28 protein-coding genes are annotated in these 23,271 nt (G+C 41.1%); 18 read left to right on the top strand and 10 right to left on the bottom strand.

Features of this window, described 5'->3' with window-relative positions:
* Nucleotides 1-36 precede the first annotated feature (36 nt).
* Nucleotides 37-507: a 2-thiouracil desulfurase family protein gene (locus K6I41_RS00320; protein ID WP_250374994.1), complete on the top strand. Its 471-nt coding sequence runs from the start codon at nucleotides 37-39 to the stop codon at nucleotides 505-507.
* A gap of 15 nt (nucleotides 508-522) precedes the next feature.
* Here the strand turns inward: K6I41_RS00320 and K6I41_RS00315 are convergent, their stop codons facing one another.
* The 3 genes from K6I41_RS00315 to pncA all read right to left on the bottom strand — a co-directional run bounded on the left by K6I41_RS00315 (nucleotide 523) and on the right by pncA (nucleotide 3,668).
* Nucleotides 523-1,866 (bottom strand): MATE family efflux transporter, encoded by a 1,344-nt coding sequence (locus K6I41_RS00315; RefSeq protein WP_250374993.1) that lies wholly within the window; start codon nucleotides 1,864-1,866, stop codon nucleotides 523-525.
* A 178-nt stretch (nucleotides 1,867-2,044) separates the two neighbouring features.
* The gene (locus K6I41_RS00310) at nucleotides 2,045-2,983 is read right to left on the bottom strand and encodes a bile acid:sodium symporter family protein (protein ID WP_250374992.1); all 939 of its coding nucleotides are present in this window, start codon (nucleotides 2,981-2,983) and stop codon (nucleotides 2,045-2,047) included.
* A gap of 40 nt (nucleotides 2,984-3,023) precedes the next feature.
* Nucleotides 3,024-3,668, bottom strand: a complete 645-nt coding sequence (pncA, locus tag K6I41_RS00305; protein WP_250374991.1) for a bifunctional nicotinamidase/pyrazinamidase — start codon at nucleotides 3,666-3,668, stop codon at nucleotides 3,024-3,026.
* 329 nt (nucleotides 3,669-3,997) lie between these two features.
* Between pncA and dapA the strand changes: the two genes are divergently transcribed.
* The 5 genes from dapA (at nucleotide 3,998) to K6I41_RS00280 (ending at nucleotide 7,662) form a co-directional block, all read left to right on the top strand.
* A complete protein-coding gene (gene dapA / locus K6I41_RS00300; RefSeq protein ID WP_005300412.1) occupies nucleotides 3,998-4,891 on the top strand; it encodes a 4-hydroxy-tetrahydrodipicolinate synthase in 894 nt (297 codons plus the stop codon).
* A gap of 15 nt (nucleotides 4,892-4,906) precedes the next feature.
* A complete protein-coding gene (locus K6I41_RS00295; protein WP_081399090.1) occupies nucleotides 4,907-5,512 on the top strand; it encodes a lipoprotein-34 precursor (NlpB) in 606 nt (201 codons plus the stop codon).
* Nucleotides 5,513-5,547: 35 nt separating this feature from the next.
* Nucleotides 5,548-6,267, top strand: a complete 720-nt coding sequence (gene purC, locus K6I41_RS00290; RefSeq protein WP_004790203.1) for a phosphoribosylaminoimidazolesuccinocarboxamide synthase — start codon at nucleotides 5,548-5,550, stop codon at nucleotides 6,265-6,267.
* Nucleotides 6,268-6,457: 190 nt separating this feature from the next.
* Nucleotides 6,458-6,661 (top strand): hypothetical protein, encoded by a 204-nt coding sequence (locus K6I41_RS00285; RefSeq protein WP_013196537.1) that lies wholly within the window; start codon nucleotides 6,458-6,460, stop codon nucleotides 6,659-6,661.
* Between the two features lie 152 nt (nucleotides 6,662-6,813).
* Nucleotides 6,814-7,662, top strand: coding sequence for a formate/nitrite transporter family protein (locus tag K6I41_RS00280; RefSeq protein WP_250374990.1), 849 nt, complete (start codon nucleotides 6,814-6,816; stop codon nucleotides 7,660-7,662).
* Between the two features lies 1 nt (nucleotide 7,663).
* On the opposite strand, the gene K6I41_RS00275 is transcribed toward K6I41_RS00280, so the two are convergent.
* The 3 genes from K6I41_RS00275 to K6I41_RS00265 all read right to left on the bottom strand — a co-directional run bounded on the left by K6I41_RS00275 (nucleotide 7,664) and on the right by K6I41_RS00265 (nucleotide 10,771).
* Complete coding sequence (locus K6I41_RS00275; RefSeq protein ID WP_111855307.1) at nucleotides 7,664-8,929, bottom strand: replication-associated recombination protein A; 1,266 nt, start codon at nucleotides 8,927-8,929, stop codon at nucleotides 7,664-7,666.
* Nucleotides 8,930-9,031: 102 nt separating this feature from the next.
* A complete protein-coding gene (locus tag K6I41_RS00270; RefSeq protein WP_250374989.1) occupies nucleotides 9,032-10,204 on the bottom strand; it encodes a PQQ-dependent sugar dehydrogenase in 1,173 nt (390 codons plus the stop codon).
* A gap of 108 nt (nucleotides 10,205-10,312) precedes the next feature.
* Nucleotides 10,313-10,771: a YcgN family cysteine cluster protein gene (locus K6I41_RS00265; RefSeq protein ID WP_004790211.1), complete on the bottom strand. Its 459-nt coding sequence runs from the start codon at nucleotides 10,769-10,771 to the stop codon at nucleotides 10,313-10,315.
* A 193-nt stretch (nucleotides 10,772-10,964) separates the two neighbouring features.
* Between K6I41_RS00265 and K6I41_RS00260 the strand changes: the two genes are divergently transcribed.
* From K6I41_RS00260 to ahr, 8 genes are all read left to right on the top strand, one after another.
* Nucleotides 10,965-11,123, top strand: coding sequence for a DUF1328 domain-containing protein (locus tag K6I41_RS00260; protein ID WP_002053759.1), 159 nt, complete (start codon nucleotides 10,965-10,967; stop codon nucleotides 11,121-11,123).
* A gap of 170 nt (nucleotides 11,124-11,293) precedes the next feature.
* The gene (locus K6I41_RS00255; RefSeq protein ID WP_005300392.1) at nucleotides 11,294-12,031 is read left to right on the top strand and encodes a dienelactone hydrolase family protein; all 738 of its coding nucleotides are present in this window, start codon (nucleotides 11,294-11,296) and stop codon (nucleotides 12,029-12,031) included.
* A gap of 183 nt (nucleotides 12,032-12,214) precedes the next feature.
* The gene (locus K6I41_RS00250) at nucleotides 12,215-12,577 is read left to right on the top strand and encodes an HIT family protein (RefSeq protein ID WP_005300389.1); all 363 of its coding nucleotides are present in this window, start codon (nucleotides 12,215-12,217) and stop codon (nucleotides 12,575-12,577) included.
* 141 nt (nucleotides 12,578-12,718) lie between these two features.
* The gene (mutY, locus tag K6I41_RS00245; protein WP_250374988.1) at nucleotides 12,719-13,753 is read left to right on the top strand and encodes an A/G-specific adenine glycosylase; all 1,035 of its coding nucleotides are present in this window, start codon (nucleotides 12,719-12,721) and stop codon (nucleotides 13,751-13,753) included.
* 47 nt (nucleotides 13,754-13,800) lie between these two features.
* A complete protein-coding gene (locus K6I41_RS00240; protein ID WP_005300382.1) occupies nucleotides 13,801-14,337 on the top strand; it encodes a M23 family metallopeptidase in 537 nt (178 codons plus the stop codon).
* Nucleotides 14,338-14,346: 9 nt separating this feature from the next.
* Nucleotides 14,347-14,592 (top strand): hypothetical protein, encoded by a 246-nt coding sequence (locus K6I41_RS00235; protein WP_001287364.1) that lies wholly within the window; start codon nucleotides 14,347-14,349, stop codon nucleotides 14,590-14,592.
* 30 nt (nucleotides 14,593-14,622) lie between these two features.
* Nucleotides 14,623-15,183, top strand: a complete 561-nt coding sequence (locus tag K6I41_RS00230) for a DNA-3-methyladenine glycosylase I (RefSeq protein ID WP_005300378.1) — start codon at nucleotides 14,623-14,625, stop codon at nucleotides 15,181-15,183.
* 38 nt (nucleotides 15,184-15,221) lie between these two features.
* On the top strand, nucleotides 15,222-16,250 hold the full coding sequence (gene ahr, locus K6I41_RS00225) for an NADPH-dependent aldehyde reductase Ahr (RefSeq protein WP_250374987.1): 1,029 nt from the start codon (nucleotides 15,222-15,224) through the stop codon (nucleotides 16,248-16,250).
* 2 nt (nucleotides 16,251-16,252) lie between these two features.
* Here the strand turns inward: ahr and K6I41_RS00220 are convergent, their stop codons facing one another.
* The gene (locus K6I41_RS00220; protein WP_250374986.1) at nucleotides 16,253-17,677 is read right to left on the bottom strand and encodes an aminotransferase-like domain-containing protein; all 1,425 of its coding nucleotides are present in this window, start codon (nucleotides 17,675-17,677) and stop codon (nucleotides 16,253-16,255) included.
* 90 nt (nucleotides 17,678-17,767) lie between these two features.
* Between K6I41_RS00220 and K6I41_RS00210 the strand changes: the two genes are divergently transcribed.
* Nucleotides 17,768-18,142: a hypothetical protein gene (locus K6I41_RS00210; protein ID WP_192836119.1), complete on the top strand. Its 375-nt coding sequence runs from the start codon at nucleotides 17,768-17,770 to the stop codon at nucleotides 18,140-18,142.
* Here the strand turns inward: K6I41_RS00210 and K6I41_RS00205 are convergent.
* Nucleotides 18,126-19,028, bottom strand: a complete 903-nt coding sequence (locus K6I41_RS00205; RefSeq protein ID WP_250374985.1) for a LysR family transcriptional regulator — start codon at nucleotides 19,026-19,028, stop codon at nucleotides 18,126-18,128. The genes K6I41_RS00210 and K6I41_RS00205 overlap by 17 nt on opposite strands.
* 120 nt (nucleotides 19,029-19,148) lie before the next feature.
* On the opposite strand from K6I41_RS00205, the gene dkgB reads away from it, so the two are divergent.
* Both dkgB and K6I41_RS00195 read left to right on the top strand, forming a co-directional pair.
* Nucleotides 19,149-19,952 carry a 2,5-didehydrogluconate reductase DkgB gene (gene dkgB / locus K6I41_RS00200; protein ID WP_005300363.1) on the top strand — a complete coding sequence of 268 codons (804 nt, stop codon included), beginning with the start codon at nucleotides 19,149-19,151 and terminating at the stop codon, nucleotides 19,950-19,952.
* A gap of 4 nt (nucleotides 19,953-19,956) precedes the next feature.
* On the top strand, nucleotides 19,957-21,147 hold the full coding sequence (locus tag K6I41_RS00195; RefSeq protein WP_107880392.1) for an MFS transporter: 1,191 nt from the start codon (nucleotides 19,957-19,959) through the stop codon (nucleotides 21,145-21,147).
* Nucleotides 21,148-21,188: 41 nt separating this feature from the next.
* On the opposite strand, the gene K6I41_RS00190 is transcribed toward K6I41_RS00195, so the two are convergent.
* Nucleotides 21,189-21,842: an START domain-containing protein gene (locus tag K6I41_RS00190; protein ID WP_005300357.1), complete on the bottom strand. Its 654-nt coding sequence runs from the start codon at nucleotides 21,840-21,842 to the stop codon at nucleotides 21,189-21,191.
* Between the two features lie 50 nt (nucleotides 21,843-21,892).
* Nucleotides 21,893-22,714 carry a 4-hydroxy-tetrahydrodipicolinate reductase gene (dapB, locus tag K6I41_RS00185; RefSeq protein WP_250374984.1) on the bottom strand — a complete coding sequence of 274 codons (822 nt, stop codon included), beginning with the start codon at nucleotides 22,712-22,714 and terminating at the stop codon, nucleotides 21,893-21,895.
* 183 nt (nucleotides 22,715-22,897) lie between these two features.
* Between dapB and K6I41_RS00180 the strand changes: the two genes are divergently transcribed.
* Complete coding sequence (locus K6I41_RS00180; protein WP_250374983.1) at nucleotides 22,898-23,257, top strand: hypothetical protein; 360 nt, start codon at nucleotides 22,898-22,900, stop codon at nucleotides 23,255-23,257.
* Nucleotides 23,258-23,271 lie beyond the last annotated feature (14 nt).

The raw sequence follows: 23,271 nt of genomic DNA, 5'->3' as shown, positions 1-23,271 counted from the left end.
AATAAGCCCTACCATCCATTTGATTTAGGAAAACTTATGATCTTAGTCAGCGCCTGTTTAACTGGTGAACCTGTTCGATATGATGGTAAATCTTGTCCAAATACTTTACTTAAGCAACTATTACTCAATAAAAAAGCCCAATCATTATGCCCAGAGTTATTAGGCGGTTTTACTACTCCTCGCTTACCCTCAGAAATTGTGGGCGGAACAGGTCAAGATGTACTTGATGGCCAAGCAAAAATTACCGATTCATCTGGTTTAGATGTAACCGACTTATATTTAAAAGGCGCTTACCGCACTTTAGAAATTGCACAGCAAATAAAAGCAAGCTGTGTGGTTTTAAAAGAAAATAGCCCTTCTTGCGGCAGTCAAAAAATTTATAACGGGACTTTTCAAGGCGAAAAAATTGTTGGAACTGGAATTACCACAGCACTGTTACAGCGCCATGGTTTTAAGGTAATTTCTGAAAATGAGATTGAAGATTGGTTAGTAGAACATCCTCTTTAATGGTTGTCTGCTTAATCAAAACCCTCTTAATTGCTTTCTAAAATGGAAACAAAAGGCACTTAATAGACAAGCTACTAAATAACTCAGGGCGGCCATCCACCAGAAACCATAAATTCCCATCGCAGAAATCGAGATATCCTGCCAATGCAGGCCTTTATAGGCCATCCACCAACCACCACCCAATCCGCAACCCAGCACTACGACCAAGAAAATTAGCATCGGTAAAATTGACACATCCCAACAGCGCAACAAAGAGGTCAATAACGTCATTAAGCCATCTAGAAAGTGAGACAGACACACAATCAACAACAAGGATGCAGCCAAAATCTGCACGGCCAAATCATCTGAATAGAACGTGACAATTAAGTCCCGCTCTAACCATAAACACAGGGACAGACTGCCACTCACTGCCATAATTACCCATATACTTTGTCTGGCAATTTTGTCTGCTTCTTCTATGTTGCCGCTGCCCATAGATCGTGACACCAAAATGCTATAAGCCGAGGCAATTGATGAAGGGAAAATAAACATGAAGCCGCCAGTACTCGCGACAATTTGATGGGCTGCTGACACCACACTCCCAAAAGGTAAAATCAGAATAGCAACCGAACAAAATGCAACGACGTCCATCAATGCCATGATTGCAGTGGGTATCCCTATTTTTAAAATCATCCGAAGACTTTGTCGGCTATCTTCAACCGAACGTTCTGGATGTTCAGTAAAGATGTATCCTTTCTCTAGGAAAAACAGGTAATAAACAGCCAACATAAACCACCGTACAATGAGAGTGGCTAACAAAGCCCCTATCGCACCGAGTGGTGGAATTGAAAATAAAGCGACCCCATAAATCAAAAGATAGGACAAAATAATTTTAAGAATGAAGAAAATGCTATCTGATAGTAAAACCTTATGCGCATTTTCAGTGACCTGAGACAAAGCTGTAAATAAGCGCATCAGTAAATGCGCAGGTAAAATAAATACCAAAGCCCAAATACAGTTTTTAGTAATTGAAACGACATGTTCAGATGCACCGAACAATTTTGGTAAATCACGGAACAAGTAAAGCAAGCCAATACTCACCAATGCCGAACATAACATCAGCCAAATGCCTTGAATAAAAATTTGACGAATATGGGGTATATCATGGCAACCATAAGCTTCCGAGAGCTTGAGGATCACACCTTGCAGAATACCCATCCCAATGACATAAATCACTGTATATAAAGATAAGGTCACCGATAATGCGGCGACATGGTCATTGCTAAAATGCCCTACATAAGCAAGATCAATCAAACCACTTAAAACTAGAATTAAATTGCTTGAGAGCATGGGAATAAATAATTTAAAAATCTGATTCATCTAGGAAATACCTTATTTTTCTTTGCGATTTATACTCATATTCACGTTATTTTTAGTGCATCAATCCAAAGCAAAAGACATACCAGTTATAAATTCAGCTCCCGTAAAATATGCTTTAAATAAGAAGGCCAAACTATTCGTTTGGCCTTCTTATTTAATGTATGTTGTGTTTATACAGTTAGTCTTGTTTGTGTTTACTTGCCCAATAAGTCGCAAGTGCAGGACCAGAAATATTGTGCCAAAGACTGAAAATCGCGCTTGGTACTGCTGTAATTGGAGAAGCAGCAAAATGTACTGCTGCGAGCGCAACACCTAAACCTGAGTTTTGCATTCCTACTTCTACGGCAATTGCCTTACTGTCCGCATAAGGCAATTTAAAGAATCGCGCTGCTGCAAAACCTAATAAATATCCGAATCCATTATGTAAGATCACCACAGCTAAAATGAGCAAACCCGATTGAAGAATAGCTGCTTTGCTCCCACCAATAATGGCTGCCACAATCGCTACAATTGCAATCACTGAAACTAATGGCATGACTTGAATATAGGATTCGACCTGACGCTTGAGCCACGTTCTTAAAATCAGACCAACCACAATAGGCAGTAGCACCACCTGCAAAATCGAAATAAACATCGAAGCTGCATCAATCTTTAACCATTGACTCGCGAGCAAATAAAAAATCGCTGGTGTTAACACTGGCGCTAAAAGTGTTGATACCGATGTACAAGCAACCGATAAAGCCACGTTACCTTTGGCCATATAGGTAATCACGTTTGAAGCTGTTCCGCCGGGGCAACACCCCACTAAAATAACCCCAACGGCAATTTCAGGCGGTAAGTTAAATAATTTACATAGAACATATGCTAAACCGGGCATCACCACAAACTGAGCAACCACCCCAATCAATACAGCTTTAGGGCTTTGTAATACCCCTTTAAAGTCGTCTACAGTCATGGTCATTCCCATGCCGAGCATAATAATGCCCAAAATCCATGGAATGTAAGCTTTGAGCCAAACAAAAAATTCAGGCTGCCATAACGCTAGTGCTGCAAAAACAATAACCCATAGGGCAAAAGTTTTTTGAATAAATTGGGTAAAGCGCAGTAATGCAGACATACTTCCTATCCCTAAAAATTAAAATATTAGACCAATAGACTTAGCGCCCACTCAACAGATCAGTCGATTGAATACGGATAACACCTCGTTGCTGCATGGTTTGCCACGCGTGTTCTAACGAGCCATTCAGATCAATAGCTTTACAAGCATCTTCAACCACTAAAGTTTTAAAACCTTGTTTAACTGCATCTAAGGCAGTCCATGCCACACAAAAGTCCGTGGCAATTCCGACCACATAAACCGTATCAATACCGCGTTCTTTTAAGTAACCCGTTAAACCCGTCATTGTGGCGTGATCTGCTTCCATAAAAGCCGAGTAGCTATCAACATGAGCATGAAAACCCTTTCGAATAATCAGTTGAGCGGTCGGAATATTTAAATTCGGATGAAATTCGGCATCTTGAGTACCCTGCACACAATGCTTCGGCCAAAGCACTTGTGGTCCATAGTCGAGTTCAATGGTTTCAAATGGCTGCTTACCCGAATGGTTTTGAGCAAAAGAGATATGATTATCGGGATGCCAATCTTGTGTCAAAACAACATTTTCAAAACAATCAGCAAGTTGGTTAATCGTTGGAATAATTGTATCGGCATCAACAACTGCTAAATTTCCACCCGGTGTAAAACCATTTTGCACATCAACTACGATTAAAACCGCATTTTGTGGTTGTTTATTCATATTCATGTCATCTTCAATCCCAACCGGGAAAATTGCATTCTATCTTGCCATAAAAAAAGTACATATTAAGTAAGGTCCAGTCGAATCAGGCTCTATTGTTATATTTACTAGCCTCTCTCAGCTGACAATAATGAAAACATCCTATCTTTTCCTCAAGTTTACCTCGCGATTATCCGTTAGGCGTATTGTTCTTATGCGTCTGATCAGTCATAATTTGCATAATTGTCATTCAACAATCTGTTATTGTTAGAACTGGACAATCAAAATACTGCAACCATCCCACATTTTGTTTTTCTTACCTCAGATTCGGATGGATAAATAGGATATTTTTAAAAATGACTCAGCAAGCACAGACCATTCAAGGCTCAATCGTCGCAATCGTCACACCAATGTTGAAAGACGGCGGTGTAGATTGGAAGGGTCTTGAGAAGCTGGTTGAGTGGCACATAGAACAAGGTACAAACAGTATTGTAGCCGTCGGTACAACCGGCGAAGCCTCAACATTGAGCATGGAAGAGCACACACAGGTTATTAAAGAAATTATTCGTGTAGCCAATAAACGTATTCCAATTATTGCCGGTACTGGTGCAAACTCAACCCGTGAAGCAATCGAATTAACTAAAGCTGCGAAAGATCTTGGCGCGGATGCAGCTTTACTTGTGACGCCGTACTATAACAAGCCAACTCAAGAAGGCCTATTCCAACACTATAAAGCGATTGCTGAAGCCGTAGAACTCCCTCTTATTCTTTATAATGTACCGGGTCGTACTGGTGTAGATCTTGCAAACGACACAGCTGTACGTTTAGCAGAGATCCCTAATATTGTTGGTATTAAAGATGCAACAGGTGATGTACCTCGTGGTAAAGCATTAATCGAAGCTTTAAATGGCAAGATGGCTGTCTACTCAGGTGACGACGAAACTGCTTGGGAACTCATGCTTCTTGGCGCTGACGGTAATATTTCAGTTACTGCAAATGTTGCACCTAAAGCAATGAGTGAAGTATGCGCTGTTGCGATTGCTAAAGATGAACAACAAGCGAAGACGATTAACAATAAGATTGCAAATTTACACAATATTCTATTTTGCGAATCAAACCCAATTCCTGTGAAATGGGCACTACATGAGATGGGACTGATTGATACTGGTATTCGTTTACCACTCACTCCTCTCGCTGAGCAATATCGCGAACCTCTCCGCAATGCCCTAAAAGATGCGGGAATTATTTAATAAGAGCAATTTATGATGCAATTACGTCTTGGTTTAGTCCTTGCAGTTTCAGCCTTAAGTTTAGCTGGTTGTGGTCGCTTCGCAATTAATAATCACTCTTTAGATTATAAAAATGCCAAGCAACTTGCCCCGCTTGAGTATCCTGCCGATGCAACTGTACGACCAGCGACACCTTTGTATCCTGCACCAACTGTTGACCAGCTCGCTATCGAGCACGCGCCGAAGTTTGAAAACCAGCGCGGTAACCGTTTTGCATTGCCACGCCCTGAACAAACTCAAGGTAACAATGCAACAGCAGATGCATCTGCTCAAACGACAACTGCGCTTGGACGTCCTCAGCTTGTGACCGACGGTAATAAAAACCCATTATTAAAAGTTGATGGGAATACGACCGAGATCTGGCAATACACCAAAGCGACATTAAGTACTTTAAATTACAACATCATCGCTCAAGGCAGTAATCAGGCGACGATTAAAGTAAATGACAATACTTATGTGCTTAAACTTACTGGTGTAGGTTCAAGTCATACTCTTGCTCTATTTAATGTAGACAACACTTTTGCAAGCCCAGATGTGGCTGCTGAAGTGTTAAACCAGATTTACCAAAATTGGCCAGCCTAGTCGTTTACTAGGCATTTTTTTTAAAAGGTTCCCTCATGTTAAAACAAACCTTGCTCTATACTGGTAAAGCAAAATCTGTATATGAAACAGACAATGCCGACCATCTGATTTTAGTCTTTCGTGATGATGCCTCTGCGTTCAACGGCGAAAAAATCGAACAACTAGATCGTAAAGGCAAGGTGAACAACCTTTTTAACGCCTTCATCATGGAAAAACTTGCTGCTGCAGGTATTGAAACGCATTTTGAAAAATTGCTTTCTCCAACTGAAGTGCTTGTTAAAAAACTTCAAATGATTCCTGTTGAATGTGTAATTCGTAACTACGCAGCTGGTTCTCTATGCCGTCGCTTAGGTGTAGAAGAAGGTAAAGAGTTAACTCCTCCTACATTTGAATTGTTCTATAAAGATGACGGTCTAGGCGACCCAATGGTTAACGAATCTCAAGCGATTGCTTTAGGTTGGGCGACTGCTGAACAATTAGAACAAATGAAAGTGTTAACTTACCAAGTAAACGATGTATTAAAAGCATTATTTGCTGAAGGCAACATGATCTTGGTGGACTTCAAGCTTGAATTCGGTGTTTTCCATGACCGTATCGTGCTTGGTGATGAATTCTCTCCAGACGGCTGCCGTCTATGGGATAAAGACTCTAAGAAGAAACTCGACAAAGACCGTTTCCGTCAAGGTTTAGGCGGTGTTGTTGAAGCTTATGAAGAAGTTGCTGCTCGTTTAGGCGTAGATTTATCTGCTCTCTAATCGTTCAAACTTCATGAAAAACCGGGCTTTAGCCCGGTTTTTTTATATTTAATTATTTGAGATATTAAAAAGTAGACAGATTTGTCTATTAAAGTAAATTAGCACTTGCACAAACTCAATTTAAAACACTAAAATCTAAAAAAACATTAAGCACTTCACAATAATTAAATGTCAAAACTAGGGTAAAGCTATGGAAATATCTAAGCTTGAAAAGAGATTAACGAATCATCCAATCCTTTTTGGTGAAAATCCTTTGGTCTTATTAACTAACTTTAGCAATTCCGCCTTAAAACAAGGCTGGAGTCAGGCAGAAGTCGAATCTGTTATTTCTAAAGCCTCCCAAGGTGACTATATGGCACTGATCCGTACGTTAAGGGCTTATACATTTCTTTAATCTTATTGCTGATGATCTGCTGCAACTTCACATTCAATTTATAAAAAGACACATAAAGCTGTTAGGAATCGACTGGATTTATCCCAAGCACTGCCTTATCAATAAATAAAAATAAGAAATATAAATTATTTATTCAGTGAGGAGTAAACCTGATGGATCATGAAATAGAGGAAAAAAAGGTCGAGAAAACCTTAAGCTGGCGTGAAAAAATGGCAGTTGAAGAACATGAAAAACTGTCACCCCGCTTGGTCTATGAAATTATCCGCCGCGATGGTGCCGAAGAGCTGGATCGTCCAACGGCTGCACTGATCTTTTCAGGGATTGCTGCGGGTTTAGTCATCAGCTTTTCATTTGTATTTAAAGCGATTATTGCCTCTTACCTCCCAACTGATGCTGTTTGGACCGATTTAATCACCAATATCGGTTATACCATTGGGTTCCTGATCGCTATTTTGGGTCACATGCAACTCTTTACAGAGAATACCATCACCACTGTTGTACCTTTATTCAAACCCTTTACCTTCGATAAATTACGAGCAGTGGGCCGCTTATGGGGGATTGTGATTCTCTGCAATATTATTGGAACAGCGTTGGCGAGTTTGTTTTTCTTAACTACTCACCTGTTTACTCCAGATATTGACAAAGCACTAGATGAACTCGCCCATCATGTCGGTTCCTTTTCTGCCACCCAGAATATGCTCAAAGGTATTATGTCAGGGCTGTTAATTGCAGCGTTGGTTTGGATGTTACCCTCAGTTACTAATAAGTTCCTGCTCATCTTTTTCATGACGTATCTGATAGGACTGGGTGACTTTACCCATGTAGTGGTGGGTTCTACAGAAATGTCCTATCTCGTCTGGCAAGGAGAGGCTTCCATTACTGACTATCTGTTTACTTTCCTCGTCCCCACCACTATTGGCAATATTATTGGCGGTACAGGTGTATTTACACTACTGATTTATGGTCAAGTGACTGAAGAACTAGAGCAGAAGCATAAATAAACTATTGTTCCTGCTGCCATCTGCGTTGCTGTAAGCGCTCACCTTCAACCTCACGCTTGTTTCTTGCAGATTCATAGAGTTTGGTTCCCTTTAACTCAGGTGGCAAATAGTCTTGCAACACAAAGTGCTCAGGGTAATCGTGAGGATAGAGATAATTAATCCCATAGCCTTGCTGTTTCATCAGCTTGGTTGGTGCATTTCTCAAATGCAAAGGCACAGGTAAATTTGCCGTTTTTTCAGCAAGTTCCAAGGCCTTATTAATCGCTAAATAAGTACTATTACTCTTTGCACTCGTTGCTAAATAAACCGCGGTTTGGCCCAAAATAATTCGAGCCTCAGGCATCCCCACCGCTTGTACAGAGCGGAAACACTCGCCTGCTAGCAATAGCGCATTAGGGTTAGAGTTTCCAATGTCTTCTGAGGCTGCAATCAGCATACGTCTTGCAATAAAAACCGGATCTTCTCCGCCTTTGAGCATACGTGCCATCCAATACAGGGTTGCATCTGGATCACTACCACGAATTGATTTAATAAAGGCAGAAACGAGGTCGTAATGCTGCTCACCCGATTTGTCATAACGCGCAATATTTTGCTGAGCGACTTTCACCACCACCGCATTGGTAATCGTGTTTTCAACTTCTGGCTCAAACGTACTTGCAATTAAATCCAGTAAATTAAGCGCCTTACGAGCATCGCCTGCTGCAAATTGTATGAGAGCATCGTATTCTTCAACATGAATGTAACGCTCTTTTAAGAATTTATCGGCTTGAAGTGCATTATTGAGGAGTGTCTGAATTGCCTCACTGTCTAAACTATTTAAGGTATAGACCTGACAGCGAGATAAAAGCGCACTATTCACCTCAAACGATGGGTTTTCAGTCGTCGCGCCAATTAAGGTAATTTTGCCTTTTTCAACTGCACCCAATAATGCATCTTGCTGTGATTTATTAAAGCGGTGAATTTCGTCAATAAAAACCACAGGTGTCAGTAAATCCCCACTTTCTGCAATCACTTCACGTAATTCTTTTACGCCCGTATTCAGCGCAGATAAGCTCACAAATGGGCGATCTATCGCTTGAGCCAAAAGCAAAGCAATTGTTGTTTTACCAACGCCTGGTGGCCCCCAAAAAATAATAGAAGGCAAATGCCCCTGATCAATCATTTGACGTAAGGGCGCATGTTCACCTAATAAATGATCTTGCCCAATAATTTCAGACAAGTCTCTCGGGCGCAGGCGTTCAGGAAGTGGAATATGGGTGTCTGACATCTCAAATTGCTTTATCGTCTTTTCACTATAGTCTATTGTGTCTCACAGAAATCTACAATTTGAATCTATGAGACACGTCCGTTATTTATAGGCTGGTTCGCATTAAGAGGGTTTCTTACTTAGCTTCAGTAAACGCGCATTTGAGCCGTCTTCAATGACCCAAATCGAGCCATCTTGTGCTTCATGTAATCCACGAATACGTTTTTTCATATCTAATCTTTGTACTTCTTTCACGGGTTTATGCTCTAAATCCACCACAATAATTGCTTCTGAAGATAGCCCGCCAATTAACGCCTTATTTTTCCATGCAGGAAATTGTTGGCCCCGGTAAATGATTAGGCTCGACGGAGAGATTACGGGAGTCCAGTCAATTTCTGGTGCTTTAAATTCTGGGCGAGTGTGATGGTCGGGAATAGGTTGACCTGAATAATGGTCTCCATTTGAAACGATTGGATAACCATAATTTTCACCTTTTACGATGACGTTAAGCTCATCACCACCTTTAGGCCCCATTTCAACTACCCAGAGCTGTCCTTGACGATCAAAAGCCATACCTAATGGATTACGGTGTCCAAGCGACCATATTTCAGCAGTGACCCCGTCTTGCTTATAAAAAGGGTTATCTACAACCGCTGAACCATCCTCATTTAAACGCAAGATTTTACCCAAGTTACTTTTCATGTTTTGAGCAGGGTCAAACTTTTGTCTCTCACCTGAACTGACCCACAGCTTACCGTCTGCGCCAAAAAGCATACGATGTCCATAATGGCCTTGTCCTGAAACTTTAGGTACTTGCTGCCAAATCTGCTTTATATCGGTAAGTTTTGGCCGATTGGGGTTAGATAAATCTAATTTCGCACGCGAAATCACTGCCCCAGATCCGCCTTGCCCTTTGGCTGCATAACTGAGATATATCCAGTGATTTTTGGCAAAGTCTGGGTGTAAAGCTACATCCCCTAAACCGCCCTGTCCGCCATAATTAACCGCTGGAATGCCTTGTACATCTAACATTTGTTTATTTTTAGGGTTAAAAATTTTTAATTTACCTTGCCGTTCAGTGACTAATAAACGCTCATCAGGCAAGCTGGTCAAAGCCCAAGGTTCATTGAATTGAGCAAATATTTCAGTTTGATAAGGTTGTTTGGTTAAGGCGGTCTGCTCTGTTTTTGCAGACGTATTTTGTTCAAGATTTTTTGAATTTGTATTATTCGACCCACAAGCCATCAACAAAAAAAAGCTACTACATAATAAGGGGGTTGCTAATCGTCTCATCACTCTTATCTCCTTTTGTTTTTATTGTTATATAACGGAGATGAGCAAAAAATTTACGATAAAATGTTACTTTATAATACGTTGTAATTAAAAATGCCCATCACGAGCATATTAACGCACCCATCGTACGACATAATCTTCAAGATCATCTTCATGGACATCAACTTCAGAAAGACAACGTCCAGCAACTGACTTTTTCGCCTTAACGACGCTTTGTCTAGAGCCTGTATTTAAATAATGCCAAGAAGGTAGATTTTTACCTTCATTCAAGCGCTTATAGGCACAGCTCGATGGTAACCAATGAATTGTTTTTAAAGACTCTGGGGTTAATTGCAAACAGTCAGGCACTTGCTGCTGACGATTTGGATAATCGGTACAACGTCCTGTATCACAATCGAGTAACTTACAGGCCACTTTGGTATAAGCCACCTCATGGGTATCTTCATCTTCAAGCTTGACCAAACAGCACAAACCACACCCATCGCATAAAGCTTCCCACTCAATTTGAGTGAGTTGCTCTAATGGATAGTTTTTCCAGAAGAGTGGTCGAAGTGAGGTCTCGGTAGACATAATGTTTTAGCAGCTGATGAGATGAAACAGTGGCTAAGTATAACATTGAAGTCGTCTGTACGAAAAAAGAAGCTGTATTCCTAGCATCACAAAATGATTGTTTAATATACATTTCAACCACATAAACGACACATTCGGTGCAAAAAACAAGCTATATAGTTAAACAACAATGAAAAAATAAGGAGAACAGCATATGTTCCGTTGGGCTATAATTTTTGCAGTGATTGCACTCATTGCCAGTCTATTAGGGTTTGGTGGTGTTGCAGGACTATCTAAAGACTTTGCCGTGATTTTATTAGTTGTGGCTGTAATTCTCGCTGTAATTGGGTTCATTTCGCGAGGCAGAACGTAACTTAATCATGATCACCTAAAAAGAAGGAACTGGTTTCCTTCTTTTTTATTGCTTGAAGATTTCTCTCTTTTGTTTTGATGTAGATTCTTACACAGTTATTTATATTAGTTTTATCTTTTTATGCTTTAATCAAGCGTGTTTAAATCTCTTTAAATTTCAGGATTAAGGTTATGAGTACAGCAATTAAAACCCGTGAAATTCAATATACTGCACCAGATGGAAGCCATTTAATTGGTTACTTTGCGGCTCCAGATAGTGAAACACCTGTTGCGGGTGTAATTGTTGGTCCTGAGTGGTGGGGTCGTAACGAATATACGGAACAACGTGCACGTGAGCTTGCTGAACATGGCTATGCTGCGCTTGCAATTGATATGTATGGCGATAAAAAAGTAACTTCGACTGCAGCTCAAGCCTATGAATGGATGATGCAGACATTTGAAAATTTAGATACGGTTACCGATCGTGCCAATGCAGCGCTTCAAACTCTAGCGGCCCAACCAGAAGTAAACAGTGAAAAACTTGCTGCAATTGGCTTCTGCTATGGCGGTAAAGTTGTATTAGACCTTGCTCGTTCAGGTGCACCACTTAAATCAATTATAACGTTCCATGCCACATTAGCTCCGAAAGCACCTGCTCAAAAAGGCAACATTCAAGGTGAAGTTTTAGTACTACATGGTGAACTAGACAGCATGGTCACCTTAGAAGATGTTGCTAATTTTGAAAAAGAGATGCAAGCTGCTGAGGTTAAACACGAAGTAGTGGTTTTAGAAGGTGCTAAACATGGCTTTAGTAACCCGCTTGCAGATGAAAAAGCTAAAGCGAACGGTGTAGACCTTGGCTACAATAGCGAAGCGGAAAAACAAGGCCTTGCTAAAATGTACGCGTTGTTAGATCGTACTTTAAAATAAAAGAAGCCAATTTGGAGCAAATGTTTTTTCGCATTTGCTCCCTTAAATGTTTATGACTTTGCAATATTTTTACTGTATTTTTTAAACCATACTTCAATAACTATACTCCCGTTGAGCTAGAGCAAAGCCTAGTCTTATTTCCCGCACTCGGGGTTTAATGGAATAACATGAGAGGATACAACAATGACTGACAAGAAATGTCCGTATTGCGAATTTGATGAATATGACATCATTGATAAGAATGAATTTGCTGTAATTTTACCTGATTCTAATCCGCTATCTAAAGGCCACTGTGTGGTAACGCCACTACGCCATGTTCGTTCTTTTTTTGATATCACTTCTAAAGAACATCAAGGCTTGCTTACACTTCTTGAAATTGCTCGCCACGAAACACAGCTTCGCCATCAACCAGACGGTTTCCATATCGGCTTCAATGATGGTGAAGTGTTCGGACAAAATTCTGATCATTTCCACATTCATGTCATTCCGTACTACAAAAACCAACCGTTGAAACTTGACCAACGTTGGGGTGTACAAAAGGATTAGTCCTTTTTATATATGAAGCAGAGGTTACTCATTATCAGGTAATCTCTGTTTTAACATACTCTCGCTGTTCGCCTGCTTTAAACAAAATTTCATCTAAATTTCAGCTATAATTTAGCCCTTACTTCTCTTCTATAGCTGTTCATGCCTGAATTTTCTTTTTCTGATGCCCTTTTAAACTGGTTCGATCAACATGGTCGTCACGATTTGCCTTGGCAAGTTGCAGATGATCCGTACAAAGTTTGGGTTTCTGAAATTATGTTGCAGCAGACTCAGGTGAAAACGGTTCTGCAATATTTTGACCGCTTTATGGAGCGCTTCCCAACTGTAGAGACATTAGGTCATGCAACTTGGGATGAAGTAGCGCCTTATTGGGCGGGTCTGGGCTATTACGCTCGTGCACGCAATTTGCATAAAGCTGCTGGCCTTGTCACTCAGCAAGGCAAGTTTCCTGAAACACTAGAAGAATGGATTGCACTACCCGGCATTGGTCCCTCTACAGCAGGTGCACTCATGTCTTTGGGTCTACGTCAGTACGGCGTCATTATGGATGGCAACGTGAAACGTGTCTTAGCCCGTTTCTTTGCCATTGAAGATGATTTAAGCAAACCACAGCACGAACGTGAAATGTGGAAACTCGCTGAAGAGCTTTGCCCGACACATCGTAACCATGACTACACGCAAGCGATTATGGACTTGGGTGCAACCATTTGTACGCCTAAAAAACCGCTTTGTTTATATTGTCCAATGCAAGAACATTGCAAAGCTTATCAGCAAGGTTTAGAACAAGAATTACCTTTTAAGAAACCGAAAAAAACACCGCCTGTTAGAACAGCAGATGTTCTTATCATCCAGTGCGAAGATGAATGGTTCTGGCAACAACGCAAAGCTCATGGTCTATGGGGTGGTTTATTCTGTTTACCTATTTTAGAAAATGAACATGAGCGACTGAGCTTAAGCCAGCAATTTAAATTACATCCTCAACCGCAAACTTTTCAGATCAGTCATAGCTTCACTCACTTCACATGGTTACTTAATGCTCACATGTTCCACGTGGAACCTGATCAAAAAGAACATCTGTCAATTGAACTTGAAGGCCAATGGTTGAGCCCAGAACAAGCTATTGCTAAAGGTGTACCAACCGCCATGAAAAAATTGATCTCGACAAGCCGTTCGTGACATAGTGAGCAAAATAATTTTGATATGACTGTGACAGGGAGTATTTTGTGCGACGTTTTGTTTCTCATTTCTCACTTGGTTTTCTGATTATCCTATTGGCGGCCTGTGCCAGTGCACCTAAAAAACCTGCCCCACTTCCACCTGCTCAAGTTAATAAACTTAAAAGTATGCAGCTTCCAAATCGACTGCCTGTACCAGTGAAAGGTGTCGATCGAGATGAGTTAAAAGACACATGGGGAGCTGCTCGCAGTCAAGGTCGTAGTCACGAAGGAATTGATATTTTGGCTCCACGTGGAACCAAAGTGTACAGTGCAACCGAAGGACTGGTTGCAGATCTTCGCAATAATAACTTAGGTGGCAAAGTCATCTGGATTTTAGGTCCAGCTGGAACATGGCATTATTATGCCCACCTTGATGACCACAAACGTGGCTTAAATGTGGGTGACTATGTCAAAAAAGGCGATCTAATTGGCTATGTCGGCAATACGGGCAATGCACGTTATACTTCACCTCATCTTCATTATGGTCTTTACCTAGATGGTAAAGGACGTGGTGCTGTTAATCCTTATTCATATTTACGCTAGGAACATTTTATGTCGGAAGCGCTGATCAATCGCTTAGTAGAGTTTGCCGAGTCTGGCAACCAGCAAAAGATCATTTTAAATGGCAATAGCTATCAAGGCTGGATCATGGAAATCAGTGATGATGCCCTGCTAATCAGTACCGGTTTTTCAGATAAAGTTGGTAAAGACTTTTGGCTAAAGTTTGAAGACTTAACTCAAGCTGAACTGTATTATTGGGATACTCGCCCAAATGAATGGGTGCTGTTTAAACTTTAAAATTCTAAGATAAATATAAGGAGCATTATCATGAAAACTCAACGTTGCGGATGGTGTTCCGACGATCCACTCTATATTGCCTACCATGATGAAGAATGGGGCAAACCGGAACATGACGAAGCACGTTTATTTGAAATGCTTTGCCTTGAAGGTCAGCAAGCTGGTTTATCTTGGATTACTGTACTGAAGAAAAGAGAAAGCTACCGTCAGCACTTTTTTAATCATCCGATTGCAGAAATTGCTTCATTCACAGATGATTTTTTAGAATTAAAATTATCCGATGCAGGCTTAATTCGCCACTTAGGCAAACTCAAAGCTATTCGTGATAATGCAATTGCTTGGCAAGCACTCAAAGCACAAGTCGGTGACGTTCCTAAATGGCTTTGGCAGTTTGTAGATGCAGCTCCACAACACAATGATGTTGTAGATTATCGTAAGGCTCCTGCACAAACTGAACTCAGCGTAAAACTTTCCAAGACTCTTAAAAAGAATGGCTTCAAATTTGTCGGCCCAACCACTTGCTATGCTTTTATGCAAGCAGTAGGCATGGTCGATGATCATGAAAACGATTGTCAATTTAAAGCTTCATAACCCACTCGAACGGTCCAAATCCGCTTAAGGAGTTTCCGATGAGCAATAATACGATTCAGGCTTATGCCGCAATGCAAGCAGGTGAAAAACTGGTTCCCTATCAATTTGATGCAGGTGAATTACAACCGCATCAGGTTGAGGTAAAAGTTGAATACTGTGGTTTATGCCATTCTGATGTTTCTGTTTTGAACAATGAATGGCGCTCAACTGTATACCCTGTGGTTGCGGGTCATGAAATTATTGGACGAATTGTTGCTTTGGGTTCAGAAGCCAAAGGTCTACAAATCGGGCAACGTGTCGGCATTGGCTGGACCGCGGAAAGTTGCCAAGCCTGCGATGAATGTATTGGTGGTCAGCAAGTACTTTGTACAGGCGGAAGTGTTGCAACAATCGTAGGACATGCGGGTGGTTTTGCTGACAAAGTCCGTGCAGGCTGGCAGTGGGCTATTCCCCTCCCTGAAGATTTAGACGCTGAAAGTGCTGGTCCTTTACTTTGTGGCGGAATTACCGTTTTTGACCCGTTGCTTAAACATAAAATTCAAGCAACACATCATGTCGGTGTGATTGGCATTGGTGGCTTAGGTCATATAGCCATTAAGCTACTCAAAGCTTGGGGCTGTGAGATCACTGCATTTAGTTCCAACCCTGATAAAACAGAGGAACTTAAAGCAATGGGAGCAGATCATGTCGTGAATAGCCGCGATACAGACGCGGTAACAGCACAAAAAGGGAACTTTGATTTATTGCTGAGCACAGTAAACGTGACCCTAAACTGGCGTGCTTTCATTTCTACGCTAGCACCAAACGGTTCGTTGCACTTCTTGGGGTTGACTCTGGAGCCTGTTCCTGTTTCTGTAGGTTCACTTATTAGTGGTGCTAAGTCAGTGACAGGTTCACCGACGGGTTCACCAGCTGCACTACGTCAACTTTTGAAGTTTGCTGCACGCAAAAAAATTGCGCCTCAAATTGAGCTATTTCCAATGTCACAGCTGAATGAAGCAATTGAACGTCTACACTCAGGTCAGGCACGCTACCGCATTGTGTTGAAAGCAGACTTTGCAGAATAAAACTAACTTACGGTTTTCATCTGTTGTCGTGACCATTCCGCCAAGTCACTAATTGCTTGGCGGACATCTGCTGTTAATTCATGACCCGCATTTAAACGAATGAAATGTCGATATCGTTCATCCTCACCAAAAACATGGCCCGGTACCACAGTAATTCCTTCAGCTTTCGCAGTGTAATAAAGCGCTAAGGTATCCACTCCCTTTGGTAACTGTATCCAGAGTGCGTAGCCCCCTTCTGGCTGACTTAACGCAATGGGAAGGCCGTCAAAGGCTCTTAAAATACAACTGCGATATTGCTCGACCTGTCGCATTAGATTTGGTCGTAGCTGCTCTAAATGCTCTCGATAACCACGGCTATAAATAAAATCAGCTAAGCCTAATTGTAGCGGTGTATTTACGCCAATATTACTTGCCAGTAGCTCTAGTTTTAAATGCTGTAGCTTTGAGCTTAAACAAAACCACCCCACCCGATATGCGCTCGATAGTGACTTAGAAACCGATCCACACCAAATGACATAGCCTTCACGATCCCAATAGCGAATCGGTAGCGGGCGTTCATTGCTGTAACCGCATTCACCAAAAATATCGTCTTCAATAATAAAGCACTGATACTTTGCAGCTAATTCAGCAATCTTTTGCTTTTCTGCATTACTTAAACAATATCCTAAAGGATTTTGATAATTGGCTGTCATCAAGCAAACCTTCGCCAACCCCTGCTCCATCAATGATTCTAAACGTTCAAGATCAATGCCACGATGATGTGCTGGAATTTCAATAATCTGCCGTTTTAAACTTGCTAAAAGCTGTAGTTGCCCATTAAAAGTAGGCGTCGGAATCAAAATACTATCGCCTACTTCTGTTAGATGCTGAATGACTAACGATAAAGCGGGGATGCAACCATTAGTAATAAAAATATCTTCCGTTGCAATGAAGATTCCGTCTTCGCGCCAATGATCAGAAAGCGCTTTTCTTAATTGCTCATGTCCTTGTTTATTACAATAAAGAAAGTCTTGTGGTTGGCAATTTTTTAAAGCCCGTTGAATAGAACGACGTAAACCCTCTACCGGAATAAAATGCGGCGTCAACTGAATCGAACCTAACGGTACGAGATGGCTTTGTAAGGCGGCTTCTTGAATTTGGTTATGCAACTCTAAATTTGAGACTTGCCGAGGTAAAGACAAAAAATCTAGGCTATCAGGAATAGGACTAGATTGAGTACGAGCAACCACAAAATAACCTGATTTCGGCTTTACATAAATCAGTCCCCTCGCCTCAAGCAATTCATAGCAACTTTTTGCCGTGCTTAAGCTAATACTATGCTGACGAGCGAAATCTCGTAATGAAATCAGCTTCTGATGAGGCTTGAGCTCATCTTGATAAATTCGATGTGCTAATTGATTGGCAAGAACCTGATATTGAAAAGTCATTCTGTGCTGCTTTTTTAAAAATTTCTGTATCTGTACTGGTTTATAGAACACCTTTACGCTATAGAAATCAACTCAAAGAGTAGCAAGATCATGAAATTAAAAGCTATATTGTTATTTACTATTGTTTTAGCAGGTTGCCAGCCACAACCAAAAAACGAGCAGTATAGACATACGGTTTGCCAAAGTCTCATTGAAGGTTATTTAAAAATGACCAATCAACAAGACTATAAAATGGAGCAACGCACTGATGATGAAGCCAATACGATTTCTCATTATCAATATAAGCGCAATAGCTCAAATGAAGTTGTCATGGTGAATTCGACTTATTCCAAATTATATTTTAGTTGTCGACAACAGCAAAAAAGCTATTTTCTGGCCCAGCATTCATCAGAGGGACAAATCACTCCAATTTTAGAAGTTCATTTTCCAACTGATGGTTATGCTACTTTTAGAGAGCGCTTTTAAAACCATCTTTTAACTGTTCTACCAAAAACTCAATGAATAAACGGATTCGTTTTGGTAGATGCTCTTGTTGATAATACACAGCATGGATGCTTTGATATTGATGTTCAATTTGATCTTCGAATAATGCAATCAAGCGTCCTTCTTGAATATCTTTCCAAACTTCAAATTCAGATAGTCGTGCGATACCATGACCTCTAATCGTGAGTTGGCGTACCGTCTCACCGCTAGAAGCTTTAATATTTGCTTGTGCGAAAAAATATTCATCGCCGACTTTAATCGGCCAGCTATTAATATAGGCAGGTCTGGTAAAACCAATCAGATCATGCTGTTCGAGTTGTTCAGGTTGTGTTGGTGTGCCTTTAATCGCTAGATATTCTGGACTCGCAACAATAAATAAACGACTTTTACACACTAGTTTGGCATGCAGACTCGAATCATTAAGCTCCCCAAATCGAAATGCCACATCGGTTTTATGCTGTAATAGATCAATCACCTGATCATTACTATTTAATTCAATTTCAATATTTGGATAGCACTCACGAAACTTATGCATTAATGGTGCGATCACGTGTAAAACAAACGGCGTTGCTGAATCAATGCGGATGAGTCCCGCGGTGCCCTGATCAGATTTTTGTAGTTCTTCTTCAGCAGCATTTAGCTCATTTAAGATTTTACGGGCCTTTACCAAAAATTGTTGCCCTTCTTGAGTGAGTTTCAACTTACGCGTCGTTCGCTCTAACAAAGTCACATCTAACTTAGCTTCCAAGCGTGTTAAAGATCGACTAACCCCCGAAGGTGTTTGTTTTAAATGCTCTGCCGCTGCAACAAAAGAACCCGTATCAACGATTGCGATAAACGCGACGAGTTCTTCAATTGTTGATTTCATGTCTTATTCCATTATTGACTAATGATCAAAGATATTTTGCTTATTCATCTATTTTTTCGCAACAATAAAAAAAGCAAAATGCACATCAAGTTAAATGATTATTCAAATTTAGGTAAACACATGAATATTCCACGTTTTGGTCTAGGTACTTTCCGTCTTAAAGAACAAGCAGTCATTGATTCTGTGAAAACTGCTTTAGACGTAGGTTACCGTGTAATTGATACTGCTCAAATTTATGACAATGAAGCAGCGATTGGTCAAGCCATTGCCGAAAGCGGTGTATCACGTCAGGACTTATTTCTAACCACAAAAATCTGGGTAGATAATTTTGCTCAAGATAAGTTTATTCCGAGCTTAAAAGAAAGCTTAGAAAAGCTTCGTACTGACCATGTCGATTTAACTTTGATTCATTGGCCAGCACCAGATTTAGGCGTTTCGATTCCTGAAATCATGAAGCTTTTACTTGAAGCGAAAGAACAAGGTCTTACTAAACAAATTGGTATTTCAAACTTCAATATTGAGCTTACTCAACAAGCGATTGATACAATTGGTGCTGAAAATATTGCAACCAACCAGATTGAGTTAAGCCCTTATCTTCAAAACCATAAACTTGTAAATTTCTTACAAGAGAAGAATATTGATGTCACTTCATATATGACGCTTGCGTACGGTAAAGTGCTTCAAGACCCCGTTTTAACTGAAATTGCAGCAGCTCATAAAGCAACGACAGCGCAAATTGCACTTGCATGGGCATTGCAACGTGGTTTTGCAGTTATTCCATCTTCGACTAAACGTGAAAACCTGATTAGCAACTTAAAAGCACAGGATATCGAGTTAACTTCAGCTGAAATGCAAATGATTGCCGAACTTGATCGTAACAGTCGTGAAGTTAGCCCAGAGCCATGGGCACCAGTTTGGGACTAAACTCATGAACACTCAATCAAATACGGCGTTCTCGTTATTGGCATTGGCAATTGGTGCCTTTGCCATTGGCACCACAGAATTCTCTCCGATGGGACTGTTGCCGAATATCGCTAATGATTTAGGGATTTCAATTCCAACGGCTGGAATGTTAATTACGGGCTATGCTCTTGGCGTCATGCTAGGTGCGCCTTTCATGACCCTGTGGTTTGGTGGTTTTGCACGACGTAATGCGCTTATCTTCCTGATGGCGATCTTTACGGTAGGTAACCTGATAGCAGCGTTTTCACCAAGCTATATGAGCTTATTAGGTGCGCGTCTCATCACAAGCCTTAACCATGGTGCTTTCTTCGGGATTGGCTCTGTTGTTGCAGCAAGCATTGTGCCCGCACATAAACAGGCCAGTGCTGTAGCAACCATGTTTATGGGATTAACCATTGCCAATATTGGTGGTGTACCGTTGGCAACATGGGTTGGGCAAAACATTGGCTGGCGTATGTCTTTCCTTGCGATTTCATTGCTTGGTGTGATTACTATGCTCGCTTTATGGAAAGCATTACCACAAGGTATGGTTGCCCAAAAACCGAATGTGAAAGCTGAGTTGAAAGTGTTGACGCGTGCCCCTGTAATACTTGCTCTACTTACCACCGTGCTTGGTGCAGGTGCAATGTTTACGCTCTATACCTATATTGCGCCAAGTTTGACTGAGTTTACACATGCTTCACCGACCTTCATTACGTTTATGCTGATGTTGATTGGTGTCGGTTTCTCTGTTGGTAACCATTTAGGCGGTCGCTTTGCAGATTTGTCTATTAACAAAACTCTGATTGGTTTCTTGGTTCTGTTAATTGTAATGATGGTGACTTTCCCAATCCTTGCACAAAGCCAGATTGGAGCAGCCATTGCTTTAGTGATCTGGGGTGCTGCAACTTTTGCTTTAGTTCCACCATTACAAATGCGTGTAATGTCTGTCGCTCACGAAGCACCAGGCCTTGCCTCTTCAGTAAATATCGGTGCCTTTAACTTAGGTAACGCAGTTGGAGCAGCAGCAGGTGCGTTAGTACTCGATTTAGGTTGGGGCTATAGCGCAGTATCATTTGCTGGTGCATTGCTAGCAGGGTTAGGTTTGTTATTGGTTTTATTCCAAATCAAACGCGAGAGTAGTCCCGCCCAAGCATTACAGCAGTGTTCAGATTAATAAAAAAAGCGCCTGATCTCAGGCGCTTTTTTTTAAGCTATTTATTTTAAAATTTCTGGTAACTTGGGTTGCTCGTAAATCGGACTCGTCACTTCCCGCTTCATTTTCAGCAACATCTGGTAAGGTTGCTGTTGAACAAACATATTTACGAAGCTCAGCGGAATCGCACCAGCCGGATCAGCATAACCACTTGTGGTTACTTTAACTTTGTTATTTGCTAATTTCTGGAAGGTCCAATCCCCTTCATAGCGTGTTAAGCGCACGACATCAGGTTGTATCGGATAATTACTATTAATCGCTGTATTCTTAATGGTAATTAAGCCATTGGCTGCTTTACTCATTTTTCCTTTCACGACCACATCGCGATCTTTTAGAGGAAATGGAAAATCTAATAGCATATAGAGTGTGAATTCACCCTTTTTCTCATCTTGAGACAACATCTGAACCTTGCCCATATAAGGTACCCACTGATCGGCACGATTTACATCTAGAATCACAGCAACAGCGCGTTCAAGTGGCACATCAAAAGTCGTTTCAGCCTTATATTGAAAGACTGGATTATCAGTCTTTTGATAGGTCCAGACTTTAATATTATTACGGTCTAAGCTGAGTTTAGCTTTTTCCGTAGAAGCAGCCCCCGTCCAGAGGCTGCTTAAGCAAAGAAGAGTGGTCAAGGCAATTTGTTTTTTATTCATGTTCTGCTCTATCTTGTTTTTCTCGCTACACATGGAATACGGACAGGGTTTTAAACCTGTACGTCGTTCAATCCTAAAACATCTTTCATGTCATATTTACGCGCTTCACGGCCCACAACCCATGCAGCAGCTCGCACTGCACCAGCAGCAAAGTTCATACGATTCGTTGCTTTATGAGTCACTTCAACGCGCTCACCTTCACCAATGAACATCACAGTGTGCTCACCAACAATATCGCCCCCACGAATGGTTTCAAAACCAATCGTTTGACGTTCACGCGGACCTGTGTGCCCTTCACGGCCATAAACAGCAACTTCTTTTAGGTTACGGCCTAAAGTATCTGCAATCGCTTCACCCATCATTAACGCTGTACCTGACGGCGCATCTACTTTATGACGGTGATGAGCTTCAATCACTTCAATATCTACTGTATCGCCAAATACTTTTGCTGCAAGCTCAAGTAACTTGATTGATACATTTACACCTACTGAATAGTTCGCTGCGTAAACCACAGGTGTATGAGTGGCAACTTCGTCTAATTCAGTTTTTTGCTCATCTGACATACCTGTTGTACCAATAACCATGGCAACCCCAGCTTCACGGCAAAGCTTCAAATGCTGAGCAGTTGCAACTGGTGCAGTAAAATCAATGATTACATCGCAATCTTTCAGAACATCGGCCAAGCTTCCTGAAACCTTCACACCCACTGAACCAATACCAGCAAGCTCACCAGCGTCAGTGCCCACCAAACTACTTTCCGGACGCTCTACCGCAGCAGCTAATTGATAGCCTGCTTGTTGAACTGCTTGAATAAGCGTACGGCCCATACGACCGCCTGCACCTAAAATACCAATGCGTGGAGCTGCTGACATAATCCTTCCCAATCTTCTGTTTTACGTAATTTGTCTACTATATCAAAACTCTTTGCTCACGATAAAAAGTAAAAATTATTTTTTGAGATGAACTGAAATTTAAGCTGTTTTCACAAAAGTTAAAGAATTGATCTGCACACTACGGGCCACGAATGAAAAAAAGATGACTATAAGGAGTTCAGCATGCATTCGAGAATTATTGGCTTTACCGTGATGATGGGGATTATGAGTCCAATGGCATTTGCAGAGCCTGCAATCCAGCCAGGAGACACCTTAGAAAGCTTATCTAAAGCACGTATTACCACTAACGTAAGCACTCAAACAGCAACACCTACAGCTCAAACTGTAGCAACTGATGCCAACACTGACGTTAAAGTTGAAGATATTGACCCGATTATTGGCGAAACAGCAGCAGAGGCACCGAAAGTAGCTGTACAGGCAGAAGCAGTAGCTGCATCAGTGATCGAAAATGCTCCTACTTTTGCTTCTAGCGAACCGACTGTAAGCGTTAATGATATTGATGTTGCTCATCCTACAGAGTAAGCAGACGTAATTTT

Source organism: Acinetobacter sp. AS23 (genome assembly GCF_023612055.1).
Lineage (GTDB): Bacteria > Pseudomonadota > Gammaproteobacteria > Pseudomonadales > Moraxellaceae > Acinetobacter > Acinetobacter oleivorans.
The sequence above is the reverse complement of the archived record's forward strand: the minus strand, read 5'-3'. Positions and strand labels throughout refer to the sequence as shown.